Origin of the sequence: Rickettsia massiliae MTU5, from assembly GCF_000016625.1 — a bacterium.
GTDB lineage: Bacteria > Pseudomonadota > Alphaproteobacteria > Rickettsiales > Rickettsiaceae > Rickettsia > Rickettsia rickettsii.
Genome location: NC_009900.1, coordinates 1210961 through 1228284, shown reverse-complemented (window position 1 = coordinate 1228284; position 17324 = coordinate 1210961). Strand labels below are relative to the sequence as shown.

The window sequence follows — 17324 nt, the reverse complement described above, 5'->3', positions numbered from 1 at the left end:
ATGTCAAAAGTACATAATTCAGAATATATACAAGAGTTATCAGTCGATAATACTTCATACAAAATTTACGATATAAATAAAGCAGCAAGTGATATCGATCTTCCCTTAAAAAAGCTTCCATATAGTTTAAGAGTATTATTTGAGAATGTATTACGTTCTAATGGTTCAAAGCAAAGCTTACTTGTATTTAAAGAATGGCTAAAAACTAAAAAATCTGATGCGGAAATAGATTTTATGCCGGCAAGAGTTTTGATGCAGGACTTTACTGGTGTGCCTGCTATTGTAGATTTGGCGGCTATGCGTGATGCGATGAAGAAAATAGGAGGCGATCCGTTAAAAATTAACCCGCTTATTCCTGTTGATTTGGTAATAGACCATTCCGTAAGCGTTGATTCTTATGCAGCTAAGGATTCATTCGATAAAAATGTTCAAATGGAAATGAAACGTAATATAGAGCGTTATGCATTTCTTAAATGGGGGCAGCAAGCATTTAATAATTTTAAAGTAGTGCCGCCGGGTACGGGTATTTGTCATCAGGTAAATTTAGAATATTTAGCAAAAGTCGTGTGGCATAAAGACGGCACCCTTTATCCTGATAGTTTAGTTGGAACGGATAGCCATACAACTATGGTAAACGGTTTATCGGTGCTTGGTTGGGGAGTCGGCGGCATAGAGGCAGAAGCTGCCATGCTAGGTCAACCTCTTACTATGATCCTGCCGGAGGTAATTGGGGTAAAACTAACAGGAAAATTAACAGGTATAGCTACCGCAACTGATTTAGTTTTAACCGTTACCAAGATGTTGCGGAAAAAGAAAGTAGTAGGTAAATTTGTCGAGTTTTTCGGTGAGGGGCTTAAAAACCTAACGATTGCCGATCGTGCTACTATTTCTAATATGTCGCCTGAATACGGTGCTACTTGCGGCTTTTTCCCGATTGATCAAGAAACTATAAAATATCTAGAGCTAACAGGTAGAGAAAAAACGCAAATCAGATTGGTAGAGAAATACGCAACCGAGCAGAATCTTTGGTATGATTTTGAACATGCGGCAGAATATACCGAGGTTTTAGAGCTAGATTTATCTACGGTACATAGTTCACTTGCCGGTCCAAAACGTCCGCAAGATCGAGTAAACTTAAACGATGTAGCAAGTAATTTTAAATATGAATTACCGAATTTTGCTTTAGAAAATAAAGACATTGATAAAAAATATGCCGTAGCAAATCAGAATTACGAAATCGGTAACGGCGATGTGGTAATTGCAGCAATTACTAGCTGTACTAATACTTCTAATCCTTCGGTTATGATTGGTGCAGCACTTCTTGCTAAAAAAGCACTGGAACACGGGTTAAAGGTAAAACCTTGGGTTAAAACTTCTCTTGCTCCTGGTTCAAAAGTCGTAACGGAATATTTGAAGCTTAGCGGTCTTGATAAATATTTAGATGAATTAGGGTTTAATCTAGTAGGTTACGGCTGCACTACTTGCATCGGTAATTCCGGACCTCTAAATCCGGAAATAGAGGAAACTATTAACAAAAACGGGCTAGTTGTTGCTTCTGTTTTATCTGGTAATAGGAATTTTGAAGGGCGAATTAATCCGCTTACTAAAGTAAGTTATCTCGGTTCGCCTATTTTAGTCGTAGCATATGCACTTAGCGGCACTCTTAATATAGATCTAACAAATATGCCCATAGGAGAAAATATTTATTTAAAAGATATTTGGCCAAGCAAAGAAGAGATAGATGAAGTTATTGCAAATTCCATTAATTCCTCTATGTTTATAGAAAAATATTCTGATATATTTAGCGGAACGAAAGAGTGGAAAGATTTACAGGTTACTAATAGTTCTACTTATAACTGGAATAAGAATAGTACCTATATTAATAATCCGCCTTATTTTGAGGATATAGGCAGCAAGAATAATATACAAGATATAAAATCTGCAAAAATTCTAGCAATTCTCGGTGATTCTATTACTACCGATCATATTTCGCCGGCAGGTAGTATTAGTAAAACCAGCCCTGCTGCTAAATATTTAACGGACCATCATATAGAGCCTCTAGATTTCAACTCTTACGGATCACGTAGAGGAAATCATGAAGTAATGATGCGTGGCACATTTGCTAATATTCGTATAAAAAATGAGATGTGTAAAGGTGTAGAAGGCGGGTTTACCATAAACCAGTTAAGCGGCACGCAGCAAACTATCTACGATGCAGCTATGGACTACAAAGCTCATGATGTACCGGTAGTGATTTTTGCAGGTAAAGAATATGGCAGCGGCTCATCTAGAGACTGGGCAGCAAAAGGACCTGGGTTGCTTGGTGTAAAGGCAGTGATTGCCGAGAGCTTTGAGCGAATACATCGCTCAAATTTAGTAGGTATGGGTATTTTACCGTTAACTTTTACCGGTAATAATACAAGATTAGATTTAAAGTTAGACGGTTCAGAAACTATTGACATTACAGGCTTAAGCGAGAATATAAGCTCTTATAATCCTGTTAAATGCGTGATAAAAAAACAAACCGGTGAAATAAGAACAATCGATTTAATATTGCAAATATTTACGGATAATGAGATAAATTATATAAAGCACGGTAGTATTATGCATTTTGTGGTAGAGAGTTTGAAGGGGTAGTTTGCTGGTATCGTCATTGTGAGGAAATTGCGTAGCAATTGTACGTACGCAATCTTAGGAGTTTGTTATTATTTCATGAGATTGCCACGCAGCTTACCGCTGCTCGCAATGACAACTCAGATAGCCATGCAACAACGCCACACGGGAACGACATAAAGAGGTAAAAATATGGACAAGCATCTTAAAGAATATACCGAGAGCGGTAAGAAAAATTTAATTGTGGTATATATATTATATTTATGCGGGATAGTAGCTCCGATATTGCCGTTAATCGGGGTATTTTTTGCATATCTTAACAAAGATAAAGGCGATAACTTTGCAATTAGTCATTACGTGTTTTTATTTCGTACTTTTTGCCTTGGGGTTCTTGGGTGGATTGTATGTTTTATATTTACGTTTATCATGATTGGAGTAGTACTATACTTTATACTCGCTGTTTGGTATATACTGCGTGTTGCCATCGGTTTTAAATATATGATAGAAGACAAAGCATACCCAAACCCTATGACTTATTGGATAAAATGAAAATGATAAAGCTGAACGTAGACGGCTCTGAAATAGAAGTATCAGAAGGTAGCACCGTTTATCAAGCCTGTACACAAGCAGGAAAAGAAATCCCTCATTTTTGTTATCATGAGCGTCTAAAAATCGCTGGTAATTGCCGTATGTGCTTGGTTGAAATGGAAAAATCACCAAAGCCTATAGCTTCTTGTGCTATGCCGGTAAGTAACGGTATGGTTATTCATACCGATACGCCTATGGTAAAAAAAGCACGTGAAGGGGTGATGGAGTTTTTACTGATTAACCATCCTTTAGATTGTCCTATTTGTGATCAGGGCGGAGAGTGTGATTTACAGGATCAGGCTTTCAGATACGGCAAAGGTACTAATAGATTCCACGAAAATAAGAGATCTATTAAAGATAAATATATGGGACCACTGATTAAAACAGCGATGACTAGATGCATACAATGCACAAGATGTATTAGATTTGTGAGCGATATAGCGGGAATAGAGGAAATGGGAGCTATTCACCGTGGAGAACACATGGAAGTAACTTCATATTTAGAGCAAACTTTAGATTCCGAAATTTCCGGTAATATGATCGATATTTGTCCCGTCGGTGCTTTGAACTCTAAGCCTTATGCTTTTAAAGCTCGTAAATGGGAGCTAAAACATACCGCTAGCATTGGAGTGCATGATGCCGAAGGTTCTAATATTCGTATTGATAGTAGAGGCGATGAGGTAATGAGGATATTACCTCGTGTTAATGAAGAAATAAATGAAGAGTGGCTTTCGGATAAGAATCGTTTTAGTTATGACGGTTTAAAATATCAGCGCTTGGATCGTCCTTATATCAGAAAAAACGGTAAGTTAGTAGAAGCTAGCTGGAGTGAAGCTTTAAAGACAGTAGCGAATAAAATAAAATCAGTAAAACCAGAAAAGATTGCTGCTATTGCTGGTTCTCTCTCTTCTGTCGAAGCAATGTTTATGTTAAAAACATTATTGCAAAAGCTTGGTTCTAATAATTACAGCGTTAATCAGTTTGACTATAAATTAGATACCACGCAACGAGGCAATTATTTATTTAATACTACTATTGCAGAGATAGAAAAGGCTGATTTATGTTTGCTAATCGGAGCAAATCCAAGGCAAATAGCTCCAGTATTAAATAGTAGAATAGGTATGCGAGTACGTGCCGACTCACTAAAAGTAGCAAGAATAGGTGGAGGGCATAATCAAACCTATAAAATTCAGGATTTAGGAGGTGATATTAAGATTATTGAGGAGCTAGCCATTGGTACTCATGAGTTTACGAAAGCCTTAAAAGCAGCAAAATATCTGATAATTATAGTAGGTGACGGTGTATATGCAAGAGATGACGGATATGCTATATTATCGCTTATTCATAGGATAGTGATTGAATATAATATTATGCGTGATGATTGGAAAGGCTTTAATATATTGCATAATCACGCTTCTATAGTTGGTGGTCTTGATATTGGTTTTAATACTCCTATTAAGCTCGAAGAGTTGGAACTCGCTTATTTACTTGGAGCGGATGCCGTCCCATTTGATAAGCTGAAATCGACTTTTATAATATATCAAGGACATCACGGGGACGTAGGTGCTAGCAGTGCTGACGTAATTTTACCTGCGGCTGCTTATACCGAGCAGAGCGGAATTTACGTAAATTTAGAAGGTAGACCGCAAATAGCAGAAAAAGCAGTATCGCCTGTAGGGGTAGCTAAAGAAGATATAGAAATTATTACAGAACTTGCTGGTTATCTAAAAATAATAGATATCGGAATGGATAATTTGCAAGAAGTAAGAGTAAGGCTTGCTAAAGAATATAAGGTATTTGCTAGTATTGATAGGATTATAAAAAATAAATTTAGTAAGTTTAGTTCTAAAGATAAGTTATCAAAAGAGCCTATAACTGCAGAACCTATTAATTATTATATGACTGACGTGATTAGTAAAAATTCGGTCACTATGGCTAAGTGCGTTGAGGCTAAGGAAGCAAGAGACGGGGAGGCAGCATGATGAAAAGTATGCTATTCTCACCCCGTATATCATTCCCGCAAAAGCGGGAATCCAGTTCTTTTTTTTGTAAATTATTTTCTGGATTCTCACTTTTGCGGGAATGATATAATAAGAGTACAATCATGCTAGAATTCTTTTTTGAATATATTTTTCCGTTAATTATCATCGCTCTAAAGGTAGTTGCAATTACTATCCCTTTAATATTGTGCGTTGCGTATTTAACATATGCAGAGCGTCGTGTTATTGGATTAATGCAGCTTCGACGAGGACCTAACGTTGTCGGTCCGTTTGGATTACTTCAGCCTATTGCTGATGCGGTTAAGCTCTTATTCAAAGAGCCGATCATTCCAACCAATTCCGATAAAATATTATTTATTTTAGCACCGATGATAACTTTTATATTAAGTTTAATCGGCTGGGCAGTTATACCCTTTGCACAGGGCGTAGTTCTGGCAGATATTAATGTAGGTGTTTTATATATTCTTGCTATTTCCTCTTTAAGTGTTTACGGCATTATTATTGCCGGCTGGGCTAGTAACTCAAAATATGCTTTTTTAGGAGCTATACGTTCCTCTGCCCAAATGATTTCTTATGAAGTGTCGATGGGGCTGGTTATTATTACCGTGCTACTTACTACCGGTACTCTCAATTTAAGTGAGATCATTGAAGCACAAAGAACAATGCCGTGGTGGATTGATTTAATACTACTACCTATGGGTGTCGTGTTTTTTATCTCGGTGCTTGCCGAAACAAATAGATTACCTTTTGATTTACCTGAAGCAGAATCGGAGTTAGTCGCTGGCTATAATGTTGAATATTCCTCTATGGGATTTGCTTTATTTTTTCTAGGTGAATATGCTAATATGATATTAGTTAGTGCAATGACTACGACTTTCTTTTTAGGAGGTTACTTGCCGCCCTTTAATATATCGTGGTTAGATTGTATTCCGGGGTTCTTTTGGTTTGTATTTAAGGTCGGATTCTTATTGTTTTGTTTTTTATGGATTAGAGCGACCTTACCAAGATATCGCTATGATCAATTAATGCGACTTGGCTGGAAAGTATTTTTACCGCTAACTTTATTTTGGGTGGTGTTAGTATCAAGTGTGCTTGTTTATACAGATAATTTACCGAGTATTTAGGTGTTATTGTCATTGTTGCTTGATCGGTTTACCCGTCATTGCGAGGAAATTACAAAGTAATTGACGAAGTAATCTCAGGATATTTGACGAGATTGCCACGCAGCCTACGGTTGCTCGCAATGATGACTCGGTATCCATGCGGGCAATACCCCGCAGAGAAATACATCGATCTTTAATATATAATTTTTATGATAAACTATTTAAAATCGTTTTTTCTATATGAGATAGTAAGGGGGATGGCTTTGACTTTAAAGTATTTCTTTAAGCCCAAAGTTACCATAAATTATCCTTATGAAAAAAGCCCTGTTAGTCCAAGATTTAAGGGTGAACATGCCCTGCGTCGCTATGAAAACGGTGAAGAACGCTGCATTGCGTGCAAACTCTGTGAGGCGATTTGTCCGGCACAAGCGATAGTAATTGAAGCGGACGAACGCGAAGATGGCAGCAGGCGTACTACTCGTTATGATATAGATATGACAAAATGCATTTATTGCGGATTATGTCAGGCAGCTTGCCCTGTAGATGCAATAGTTGAAGGTCCTAATTTTGAGTTTGCAAGTCTAACTCATACCGCACTTATTTACGATAAAGAAAGATTACTGCAAAATGGCGATAGATGGGAACAGGCACTCGCTAGTAAACTACACAAAGATTACGAGTATAGGTAATATACTCGTTTAATTACTCTTCATTTATTCGGAATATATACGTATATTATGCTATTGTGATGCTGTTAATAGGTTCATTTCAAAAAAGTTAAATTAAAAAAATATATCATGAAAATTCGAACCTTGTATTCGAGATTTCATAAACCTTTGTAATTTAATTATTGCTTTTTTTTGACTTTTATTCTCTTAATTGTAAATAATTATAAAAACTAAAAAATTATGTTTATAAAACAGATTTATAGTATGGTAGTTTGTTTTGTTACTACTATAGTTTTATTGATAACGCTCTCTATTACATTTAATGCATTCATTACATTATTCCTACCGGAATAAAAGAGGAACTCATAACATATAGTACTAATGAGCAATATTTAAAGCTAAAATCATATGATAAGGATTTATATGAACAATTAAAAGGGTTGCCTCCAAAAGAGCTAGAAGACAAGAGAATTAGTTATAAGAATGAATATATAGAAGTTACTAAAACACATGCTGTAAGTACAATAATTAATTGTTCAATTTGGATTATAGTTAGCCTTTTTTTATTGTACATTTGGGAGATTTATAAAAATACGCAAAACAATAATAATTAATCAAGCTGTAATATCTGTGCAGATTTTATAGAGCTTTCTAGATGAGAGGATAGAAGAACAATACCGCCGCTATTTGCTTTCATGACAATTAGATTATTTAGTAAATCCCTATTTTCGTTGCTTAAGTTAGTTTCAACTTCATCAAGTAGCCATAAGTCAGATTGGCAAGCAATAAGCCTTGCTATGGCTATGATTTTCTGCATTCCGCTAGACAAACTATAGCATTTTTCATCTAATAAGTTGTGTAATTTGAAGTAATGAATAGCAGCATATAGGGTTTCAGCGGAATTATAAATTTCCGACCAAAATTTTAGATTCTCAAAAACAGTCATTTCTGATTTTAGACCTAAATTATGACCGATATAAGTGCAGTAAAGTTTAGCGACATTGTTAATATTACAGTTTCTATAGTAGATATTACCGCTACTCGGTTGCATAATGCCGGCTATCATTCGTAGCAACGAGCTTTTCCCACAACCGTTGGCTCCTTTTATATATGTGATAGAAGAAGGAAGAAAAGTAATATTTAGATCAAATAAGTTTTTAAATTGTAATTGATGAAGTGATAGCATGTCCTTGTCATACCGTGGCTTGACCACGGTATCCATAAAAGCAATTCAAAATACTAATAATTTTACTAAATATTGTGGTCAAGCCACGGTATGACATCTGTTGCTTTTTAATAAATTTAATTTTCATGATGCTCTTCTGGTGTGGTCCCAGTTAATTCTGTATTATCTTGTTGATTATTATGACCAATTCCAAGTTTCTCACGAGCATCTCTTAAAGCTTCTTTATGATCTGATGCATCAGGATTTACCACATGCCTTATATCTTCTATGCCTGTTACCTTATTAGCTTCTTGACCTAGTTTTTTAGTTGCGTTGTCTAAATTCATGGTTTATTTTTTAGCTTCTTTTGCTATTTTTCATATAAATCTCACTTTTAAGTTCTATAATTAGAGTAGCATTTATATTTTTTGTAAGCAATTAAAATTTTACCAGCAAATTTTCCACCGATAAGCTAAATACATTTAAAATAGAACTCGGCATTAGACCAAAGTAAATAATTAATAATATTAAAGGAGCTATTGAGATTATTTCGTATTTATATAAATCTCTGAAATGCATAATTTCTTTATTGGTAATTTCACCGAGCATTACTTCTTTGTATAATTTCAGCATATAAACCGCCCCGAAGATTATGCCGAGAGCTGCTATAAAGGTTGCTACTACATTCACCTTATAAATCCCAAGCAGGCTTAAAAATTCTCCAATAAATCCACTAGTTCCGGGTAACCCGACAGAGCCAAGCATTGCAATCATAAAAAATGCGGCAAGCACCGGCATTTTACTTACTACACCACCATATTTAGCTATTTCTTTTGTATGCAATCTTTCGTACAAAGTACCGACTATTAAGAATAGACATGAAGAAATCACGCCGTGGCTAAGCATCTGAAATATTGCTCCGCTAACTCCGGCTTCAGTAAAGCTAAAAATACCTATCGTAACATATCCCATATGTGCAATAGATGAATATGCTATCATCTTTTTCATATCTTTTTGAGCAAGAGCAACAAGTGATGCATATATTATAGCAATAACGCTAAGGTAAATTACGTAAATTGCAAATTCTTGTGATACACTCGGACATAGAGGTAGTAATACTCTTAAAAAACCGTAACCGCCGAGTTTTAGCAAAATACCGGCAAGAATAACCGAGCCGCTGGTTGGAGCTTGTACGTGTGCATCGGGTAGCCAAGTATGAAAAGGAATCATAGGGATTTTAACGGCAAAAGCAATAAAGATAGCCCACCATAAAATTTGCTGAGCAAATAATGGAATATTATCGGTAAGCTGAAAGATATAAGTTAAATCAAAGCTATGCATTTTGCTATAAATATAAATTAATGAAAGTAGGAAAAATACAGAACCAAAGAACGTATATAAGAAGAATTTAAGAGCCGCATATATTCTATTCTCGCCACCCCATACGCCGATAATAATATACATCGGCACTAATATTGCTTCAAAAAACAGATAAAACAATAGTAAATTTACCGAGGTAAATGCCCCTATACAAAAAGATTCCATTAATAAAAAACATACCAAATATTCTTTAATATATTTTTTAACGGTAAATAAGCTTCCAATTATACAAATAAGAGTAAGAAAAGAAGTTAGAACCACAAAAAATATTGATATACCGTCAACGCCTACATGGAATTCAAGCCCGATCTTATCAAGCCAAGCGTAGCGTTCAATAAATTGATAAGCGGGGTTTGAGGAGTCAAACTCTATTAAAATATAGATAGTTGAGATGAATGTTAAAACAGAACTAAGCACTGCAACATACATTACATATATCGGTTTATCTGCTTTTTTACTTTGACTAATAAACAGCAAAATATATAGCACGCTTATTAGCGGCAGAAAAATACTGATAGATATAATAGGTAATTCTAACATTCTTTAAGACTTTATGAGTTTTTTCCGTCATGGCGAGGCAAATTATGAAGTAATTGACGAAGCAATCTCAGGAATTTGTTATTATTTCATGAGATTGCCACGCTCTCTACGTTCGCTCGCAATGACGGTTTTAGTTTTTAACGCAAATAACATCAGTACATTATGTTTTTCCAAACAAAATAACTAATTGTTACAACAATAAATGATACTATATACAAAGCATAATTAAAAACATATCCTGTTTGTATTTTGCCGGTAAGAACGCTAAAGCAATTAACGACTCGTGAAAAACCGTTTGGTCCAAAACGATCGATTATTTGCTGATCGCCAAGATAACATAAAGAAGCTAAACAGTTAATAGGTTTCACAATTAAGCAATTATATATTTCATCGAAGTAATATTGATTGCGTAATATGTTGGAAATTAATACAAGGGGTGTCATCCCGCGGCTTGACCGCAGGATCCAGGCGTTTTTAATATTTTTACTGGATTTCCGCTTTTGCGGGAATGACATAACAGTACTTGACTTATATAAGTAAATCCCAGTAACAATCCCCACTATACCGACTGCCATAGGTAGTAGCTTAATATATAAAGGCGGGTGGCTAATTAGTAATTTATAAATATGTAAATTAAATAGGCTTGCATGGAAATAACCGTTTGGTTTGTCCATAGCAAGTAAATAATAGCCGATCATACCGCTAAAAAAGCTCCCGGCGACAAGTAATATAAGTGGATTATTCATTACTTTAGCCGGTTCGTGAGCATGCTCAAAAACATCTTGTTCTAGCTTAGTTTTGCCATGAAATACCAACATAATAATCTTCATTGAATAAATAGCGGTAAGTATTGCTGCTGCTATTCCAAAAATAAACATAAACGAGCCGCTACTATAAGTCGCTTCTAAAATCGAGTCTTTAGAATAAAATCCTGCCAAAGGATAAATCCCTGTTAGTGCAAGTGAGCCGATTAAGAAGTTGCCATAAGTTACCGGCATTTTATTTCTTAAATCACCCATTTTAAAAATATCCTGCTCGTGAACAGTATGTATTACGCTGCCGGCTGATAAGAATAATAAGGCCTTAAAAAAGGCATGAGTTACTAAGTGAAATATTCCGCTATTATAGGCAGATACTCCGCACGCCATGAACATATAACCAAGTTGACTGCAAGTTGAGTAAGCAATAATCTTCTTGATATCGCTGTGCATAATAGCAATGCTTGCAGCAAAAAGACAAGTAACACCGCCGATAATCGTAATAAATTGTAGAATTAAAGGGCTATATTCAAATAAATACGAGCAGCGTGCTACTAAGAATACTCCTGCCGTTACCATAGTTGCTGCATGAATAAGTGCAGATACCGGAGTCGGTCCTTCCATCGCATCAGGAAGCCATACATGTAAACCGACCTGTGCAGATTTACCCATACAACCGATGAATAATAATAAACAAATAATGTCTAGAATGGAAAAATGTAAAAATATTTTTGTATTAGATAATAATTCTGCAGATGACAATACATCTTTGTAATTTGCCGAGCCACAATAAACAATAATCGTCATTACGCCTAAGATAAAAGCAAAATCGCTGGCTCTATTTATTATAAAAGCTTTAATCGCTGCTTTATTGGCTGATTCTTTTGAATACCAAAAACCTATTAGTAAATATGAGCAAACGCCAACGCCCTCCCAACCGAAAAATAACTGTAAGAAATTATCGCTAGATACTAGCATTAACATAAAAAAAGTGAATAAAGAAAGAAAAGACAAGAAGCGTATAATCCCCTTATCTTCGGCCATATAGCCAAGCGAATAGATATGCACGACGCTTGACACCCATGTTACGGCTATAAACATTATGCTAGTTAGCTGATCGATATAAATCGACCAATTTACTTTAAAATTTCCAACTTCAATCCATGGTAATAATTTAATATGGATTATATTCCCGTCTAAGCCCGCATCGCAAAATATTATTAATGAGAATAAGGCAGATAAAGATAAAAAGCCGGTTGCAATTACTTGCGCTAATTTTTTGTCTATTACCCTTACGAATAACCCGTTTATTATGCTAGATGCAAGCGGTAACATGATGATCATTATGGAAATATTTTGATACATCATTATCCCCGCATCTGATTAATGTCGGTAATTTCAATTGAGCCTTTATTACGGAAATATATTAGTAATATTGCAAGCCCGATTGAGGTTTCGGCAGCTGCTACGGTTAAGATTATAATACTAAAAATTTGTCCCGATAATTCTTGCATATATACGGAAAATGCAACAAAATTTATGTTAACTGCAAGCAGCATTAACTCAATAGACATTAATATATTGATAATATTTTTGCGATGCATAAATAATCCAAACATTCCGATAGTAAAAACTAAGCTGCTTAAGATTAAATAATGATTAAGCGAAATATATTCATTCATATTTAATATTCTCAACACCTTTATTTAGAATAGGCTTTGTCATTAATACGGTATTTTCTTTATTGTGACGTAGTTGTTTTGATATATCTTGACGTTTTACTCCCTCACGCTTCTTTAGTGTTAACGTAATACATGCAATCATAGCGACAAATAATATAAGGCCCGCCATTTGAAACGGTAGCATAAAGTCTGTGTAGAGTACGCCTCCTATTGCTTTAGTATTTGAGATATTATTTGTTATGGCAAACGATACATTGGAGTTGAAATTAATATTTTTAGTACCAAGTAAAATAATTATTACTAAATCGGCAAACATAATCAAAGCTATTAAAATACTTAAAGCTAGATTTTCTTTTAGCTGCGTTATTGTCTTATTAAAATGCATATCTAGCATCATTATCACAAATAAGAATAATACTGCTACAGCTCCAACATAAATCACTATCAGCATCATAGCTAAAAATTCTGCTCCAAGCAAAATCATAAGCCCTGCACCGTTGATAAATGCAAAAATTAACCATAATACCGAATATACGGAATTTTTGCTTAAGACAACGCATAAGCTACTGATAGTTATTAATGTTGCAAATAAATAAAAAAATATAGGCATGGTGTTTATATAGGTTGTGTCTTATCTCTATTTTATCCTCGTAAAACTCGTTTTACCACATTAGGTTCTTTCTCAATAATCTTAAGAAGTAATTTTGCAGCTCCGGTAGGTAATCTTCTGCCTTGTTCCCAGTTTCTTAAAGTTGCAACACTCACTCCAAATGTTGTAGCAAATTGTTGTTGTGTTAATTTTAACTTATCTCTTGCTTCATGTACGTCTATATTAGATAATTTTATATTATGTTTATTTGCTTTTAATTTTTCTTTAGTGTATAAAACAGCCTCTTGCATTCCAATTAATATACTTTTGTCGGTTTGATTAATATTTTTATTATTCATTTTTGCCTCTTCCGACATATAATTTTACCAATTCTTCAGTTAGTTTTTTTAATTCATTACAACTATTATGATTAATATTTTCCATCTTACTTTTTATAAAACCTGTTATTAAAAATACCGGCATATTTTCATTGTAGTAAAAATAAATTATTCTTATACTGCCACTTTGACCTTTATTATTACTACTTAAAGCAAATCGTAACTTTCTTATACCTCCAGTGCCTTTTATTATATCACCTTGGTCAGGATTAGCAGCAATGTAATGTATTATTTTAAAGCATTCTTTTTCATTTAAATTATTCTTAGCGAATTTTTGAAACTCTGGAAGCTCAACAACTGAAATCAGTTTTTTACTCATAATAATTATACGCCATTGGCGTAGGAGAGTCAATAAATAATTTTTCTTTAGTATCATGGATACCGTGGCAAGACCACGGTATGACAGAGTGCAAATTGGCTACACCAACAAAGCATTAGAAGAAAATTTCTTGATCATCGGAATAAATAAGCTTTCTAGTTCTTTGCGTATTTCTTCCTTGTTTTCTACTTTTTGACCTTCTTTACTTAAAGTTAGCTCGCCTTTTTCTACATGACCAAGTACAGCCTCAATGATTGCTTTTTTATCATGTTTACCATCCATATATCTAAGTGCAAACTTCTCAAAGAAATTAACGCCGATCGGTTCATGTTTTAAATTTGTAACCCACATAGAAGGTGTATGGGTTGCTTGATGTATCACCATTTTTGTTGTTTTAGGCTTATCAAGCTCAGGGTTATTTCGATACTTCTGATGTGTAATACTAATATAACCTTGTAGTACTAGCTTCATTGCATTATTTAAAAGCTCAGCTTTGATTTCGTTTAATTTAGTATTATGTAGCTTTTTATTAGCTTCAGTGGTTATTTTCTCAAAGCTTAACGGATTATTTAGATTTTCGCTGAAAGTGTATAAAATAGCTTTCATATAAGGCGAACTAGTTGTTAAGTTAGAGTCTTTATTGCCGTTTAAGAAGAATTTTAAATTTTCGGAAGCATTATTAAGATCTACTTCTTTGAGTGGTTTTTCAGGCACTATATTAAAGATTATATTAAATTTCGTTATATCATCATTGTTAATATTTCTATTAATTTTCACATCACTATGACATAGTAAAGTGGTTCTAAAACGACGATTCGTAATGAAATCCATATATTGTTCGGTTCTAACTATATCGTTTACCGCTTTTAACTGCTCTACTACTTTCGGTGGCATATTACCGAGATACATAGTCGAAAGATTACAATCGGCTAAATATTGTAAATTGTGCTTTCTTGCTTCATTCATAAATTCATGGAAGTAGAATTGAGCATTTTCTTCTTCTAGATGATCATGACGTAAATAATGATCGGTTTGTTTAGCAAGTAGCCCTGCTTCGGTTTTTAATGCTTCTGCATAAGGAGTTTTAGAGTTTTCTAAGCTATCCTTAACAAATTCTAGTAACAACCTAGATTGAGCTATTCTATCCCGTACATTTGCAAATGAGCTAGAATGATACATCATCATATCTCTAATAGTACGGACCATGTTCCAGCCAGGGAGGGTATTATAGCTAATATATGCTATTCCGTTTGGACTAAGATTTTTATTACAAACTTCAAAAATTTTATCTCTAACGGTTTTTGGTACCCAAGAAATTACGCCATGGCAAATTATATAATCAAACTTACCGAAAGAATCGTCAATATCGGTTATCGAACAATGATGGAACTCTATATTTTTTAATCCTAGTGCTTTAACATTTTTATTTGCTTCGTCAATTTGTACCTTAGACAAATCAACCCCAACAAAATGAGCTTTTGGATAAAGAACTGCATGTGGTATTACATTACCGCCTGCTGCACAACCAAGCTCTAATATTTTTGCATTCTCGACTTTAGGAGCATTTACACCGAAAAGAGTTGCAAGTGTACTTAAGTGATAAGGATTTGTAAGAGCATATGGGTAGCTTTCATACGGTACTTCATCATAAGTGTTATGATCTGAAACCGCACCTTTAACAACGGATTGTACGGAATGTGTTTTTTTTGCCATCTTATCATGACCGTTAGGGGTAGAAGAAGAGTTAGTAGCTTTTGGAGACATATTTTTTCCTTATATAGTTGAATTATTCGTGTCATCCCGCGGCTTGACCGCGGGATGACATTGTAGCTTTCATATAAATATTTCACAGAATTATTAAAATGGCAATCTATAAGTAAATCCTACGCCAAATTCTCCAACGGCTATAGTTTTTTTGATAGGATTTGCTGACACGAATTGCCCCGTTTTCATATCAAGCGTATCATAATTAATTCTTACTCTATATGCTGTTTGTAATTTTGCAGTTGCATCAATACTTAAATTTGAAGTTACATCTTGTGAAATTCCAAGACCTGCTTGCCAAGCAACACAATTTTTATGAGTTTTTCTTACTTTAAAATAATCGCTATTTATAACACTCCACCTAGAAGAGGTAGGCTGAACTTTTACTTGTGCTATTCCACCTCCAAGTATTACAAAAGGTGTGAAAGTTTTTATTTTTTCTAAATCATAAATAAGATTTAGCATATATATATTTGATAATACGGTAGTATTACCTGGGGTTTTAGGAATAGTGAGACTATTACTTAAATTTTGCTGAGGTAATACGTAATGCAGACGATATTTAGGTTGATAAGTTGCTGAGAATTCAATAGCTATCTGTGGATATATTATATAGCCTATTTTCCCACTATACATACTTGATTTTTTTAAAATTATTTCGGTATTTGAGTGTTTATGTCGGAATTTACTAATGACCAGTTCAACTATTCCGCCTTCTGCTCCTATATAGAACCCTGTTTCTTTTGCGAAAGCAATGTTATTAAAAATGATGATAGTAATAAAAAATAATTTTAGTAATTTAGTCATTATAATTGCTTAAAAAATAAAAAAATATTATATACCCCCTTTATTAATGGTCAATCATATTGTTCCTAATTATGGAAGCAATTATACCAAATAGTAATAAAGTAATAGTTACAGTGAGCGTAACATATGTCGGAATCGTTATATAATGATGAATAAATATTTTAAAGCCGATAAATATTAAAATTAAAGCCAAAGAATATTTTATATAACTGAAACGTTCTACAATTTCTGCTAAACAAAAGAATAACGCTCTAAGCCCTAAAATAGCAAAAATATTTGAAGTATAAATTATATAAACATCATTAGTAATTGCGAATATTGCCGGTATACTATCTATAGCAAAGACTAAATCTATTGCTTCTATCAGTACTAGAGATATAAAAAGGGGGGTGCAATATAGTTTGTTATTACGTTTAACAACAAATTTATCCCCTTCAAGGTTAGGGGTAATATTTAGATTTTTTATTATTGACTGGTAAATATAAGAATTCTGTATATCAAAAGTTTTATGTGATACATAGAAAGTTTTTATACCTGTAGCAATAAGTATTACGGCAAAAATATATAATAACCAGGCAAATTTATTTATAAGAATAATACCGCCGTAAATCATTACGGCTCTGAATATTATTACGCCTATTATACCGAAAAATAAAACACGATGTTGATATTGCCCGGGAATTTTAAAAAATTGGAACATAATAGAGATAACAAAAATATTATCAAGTGACATAGCTTTCTCAATGAGAAAGCAAGTATAATATTCACGAGCATGATCTGCCCCCGTATTATAGTAAACATAGATACCGAATAAACAAGCTATTACAAGATAGAAAAGACTAAAAAGTACGCTTTCTTTAAAGCTCATTATGGTATTTTTTTTGTGTATTATTCCCAAATCGAGAATCAGTAAAGCAGCGATTACCGTATAAAAAATAATCCAACTCATT

The 17324-nt window shown here is 34.0% G+C and carries 16 protein-coding genes; 5 read left to right on the top strand and 11 right to left on the bottom strand.

Going from position 1 to position 17324, the window contains the following annotated elements:
* The 5 genes from acnA to nuoI all read left to right on the top strand — a co-directional run bounded on the left by acnA (window position 1) and on the right by nuoI (window position 6993).
* Window positions 1–2637 (top strand): aconitate hydratase AcnA, encoded by a 2637-nt coding sequence (acnA, locus tag RMA_RS06650; RefSeq protein ID WP_012153186.1) that lies wholly within the window; start codon window positions 1–3, stop codon window positions 2635–2637.
* 168 nt (window positions 2638–2805) lie between these two features.
* Window positions 2806–3162: a DUF4870 family protein gene (locus RMA_RS06645; RefSeq protein WP_012153185.1), complete on the top strand. Its 357-nt coding sequence runs from the start codon at window positions 2806–2808 to the stop codon at window positions 3160–3162.
* A 2-nt stretch (window positions 3163–3164) separates the two neighbouring features.
* Window positions 3165–5183, top strand: coding sequence for an NADH-quinone oxidoreductase subunit NuoG (nuoG, locus tag RMA_RS06640; protein WP_041405053.1), 2019 nt, complete (start codon window positions 3165–3167; stop codon window positions 5181–5183).
* A gap of 122 nt (window positions 5184–5305) precedes the next feature.
* Window positions 5306–6325: an NADH-quinone oxidoreductase subunit NuoH gene (gene nuoH / locus RMA_RS06635; RefSeq protein WP_041404881.1), complete on the top strand. Its 1020-nt coding sequence runs from the start codon at window positions 5306–5308 to the stop codon at window positions 6323–6325.
* 188 nt (window positions 6326–6513) lie between these two features.
* A complete protein-coding gene (gene nuoI / locus RMA_RS06630) occupies window positions 6514–6993 on the top strand; it encodes an NADH-quinone oxidoreductase subunit NuoI (RefSeq protein ID WP_014365379.1) in 480 nt (159 codons plus the stop codon).
* 589 nt (window positions 6994–7582) lie between these two features.
* On the opposite strand, the gene ccmA is transcribed toward nuoI, so the two are convergent.
* The 11 genes from ccmA to RMA_RS06575 all read right to left on the bottom strand — a co-directional run bounded on the left by ccmA (window position 7583) and on the right by RMA_RS06575 (window position 17323).
* Entirely contained in the window at window positions 7583–8158 is a 576-nt protein-coding gene (gene ccmA / locus RMA_RS06625) for a heme ABC exporter ATP-binding protein CcmA (RefSeq protein ID WP_041404880.1), read from the bottom strand.
* 116 nt (window positions 8159–8274) lie between these two features.
* Complete coding sequence (locus RMA_RS06620) at window positions 8275–8484, bottom strand: hypothetical protein (RefSeq protein ID WP_041404879.1); 210 nt, start codon at window positions 8482–8484, stop codon at window positions 8275–8277.
* A 91-nt stretch (window positions 8485–8575) separates the two neighbouring features.
* The gene (locus tag RMA_RS06615; protein ID WP_012153180.1) at window positions 8576–10057 is read right to left on the bottom strand and encodes an NADH-quinone oxidoreductase subunit M; all 1482 of its coding nucleotides are present in this window, start codon (window positions 10055–10057) and stop codon (window positions 8576–8578) included.
* A 152-nt stretch (window positions 10058–10209) separates the two neighbouring features.
* On the bottom strand, window positions 10210–12183 hold the full coding sequence (nuoL, locus tag RMA_RS06610) for an NADH-quinone oxidoreductase subunit L (protein ID WP_041404878.1): 1974 nt from the start codon (window positions 12181–12183) through the stop codon (window positions 10210–10212).
* Window positions 12183–12497, bottom strand: a complete 315-nt coding sequence (gene nuoK, locus RMA_RS06605) for an NADH-quinone oxidoreductase subunit NuoK (RefSeq protein WP_010421133.1) — start codon at window positions 12495–12497, stop codon at window positions 12183–12185. Before nuoK ends, nuoL begins: the two co-directional genes overlap by 1 nt.
* Window positions 12490–13107, bottom strand: a complete 618-nt coding sequence (locus RMA_RS06600; RefSeq protein ID WP_014365385.1) for an NADH-quinone oxidoreductase subunit J — start codon at window positions 13105–13107, stop codon at window positions 12490–12492. The genes nuoK and RMA_RS06600 overlap by 8 nt, the downstream gene beginning before the upstream one ends.
* Before the next feature lie 32 nt (window positions 13108–13139).
* A complete protein-coding gene (locus RMA_RS06595; RefSeq protein ID WP_238375455.1) occupies window positions 13140–13445 on the bottom strand; it encodes a helix-turn-helix domain-containing protein in 306 nt (101 codons plus the stop codon).
* A complete protein-coding gene (locus RMA_RS09590; protein WP_148194427.1) occupies window positions 13438–13860 on the bottom strand; it encodes a type II toxin-antitoxin system RelE/ParE family toxin in 423 nt (140 codons plus the stop codon). The genes RMA_RS06595 and RMA_RS09590 overlap by 8 nt, the downstream gene beginning before the upstream one ends.
* Window positions 13861–13902: 42 nt before the next feature.
* Complete coding sequence (locus RMA_RS06585) at window positions 13903–15567, bottom strand: methyltransferase regulatory domain-containing protein (protein WP_012153176.1); 1665 nt, start codon at window positions 15565–15567, stop codon at window positions 13903–13905.
* A gap of 93 nt (window positions 15568–15660) precedes the next feature.
* The gene (locus RMA_RS06580; RefSeq protein WP_041404876.1) at window positions 15661–16374 is read right to left on the bottom strand and encodes an outer membrane protein; all 714 of its coding nucleotides are present in this window, start codon (window positions 16372–16374) and stop codon (window positions 15661–15663) included.
* Between the two features lie 43 nt (window positions 16375–16417).
* Window positions 16418–17323, bottom strand: a complete 906-nt coding sequence (locus tag RMA_RS06575; protein ID WP_012153174.1) for a TerC/Alx family metal homeostasis membrane protein — start codon at window positions 17321–17323, stop codon at window positions 16418–16420.
* Window position 17324: the final 1 nt, after the last annotated feature.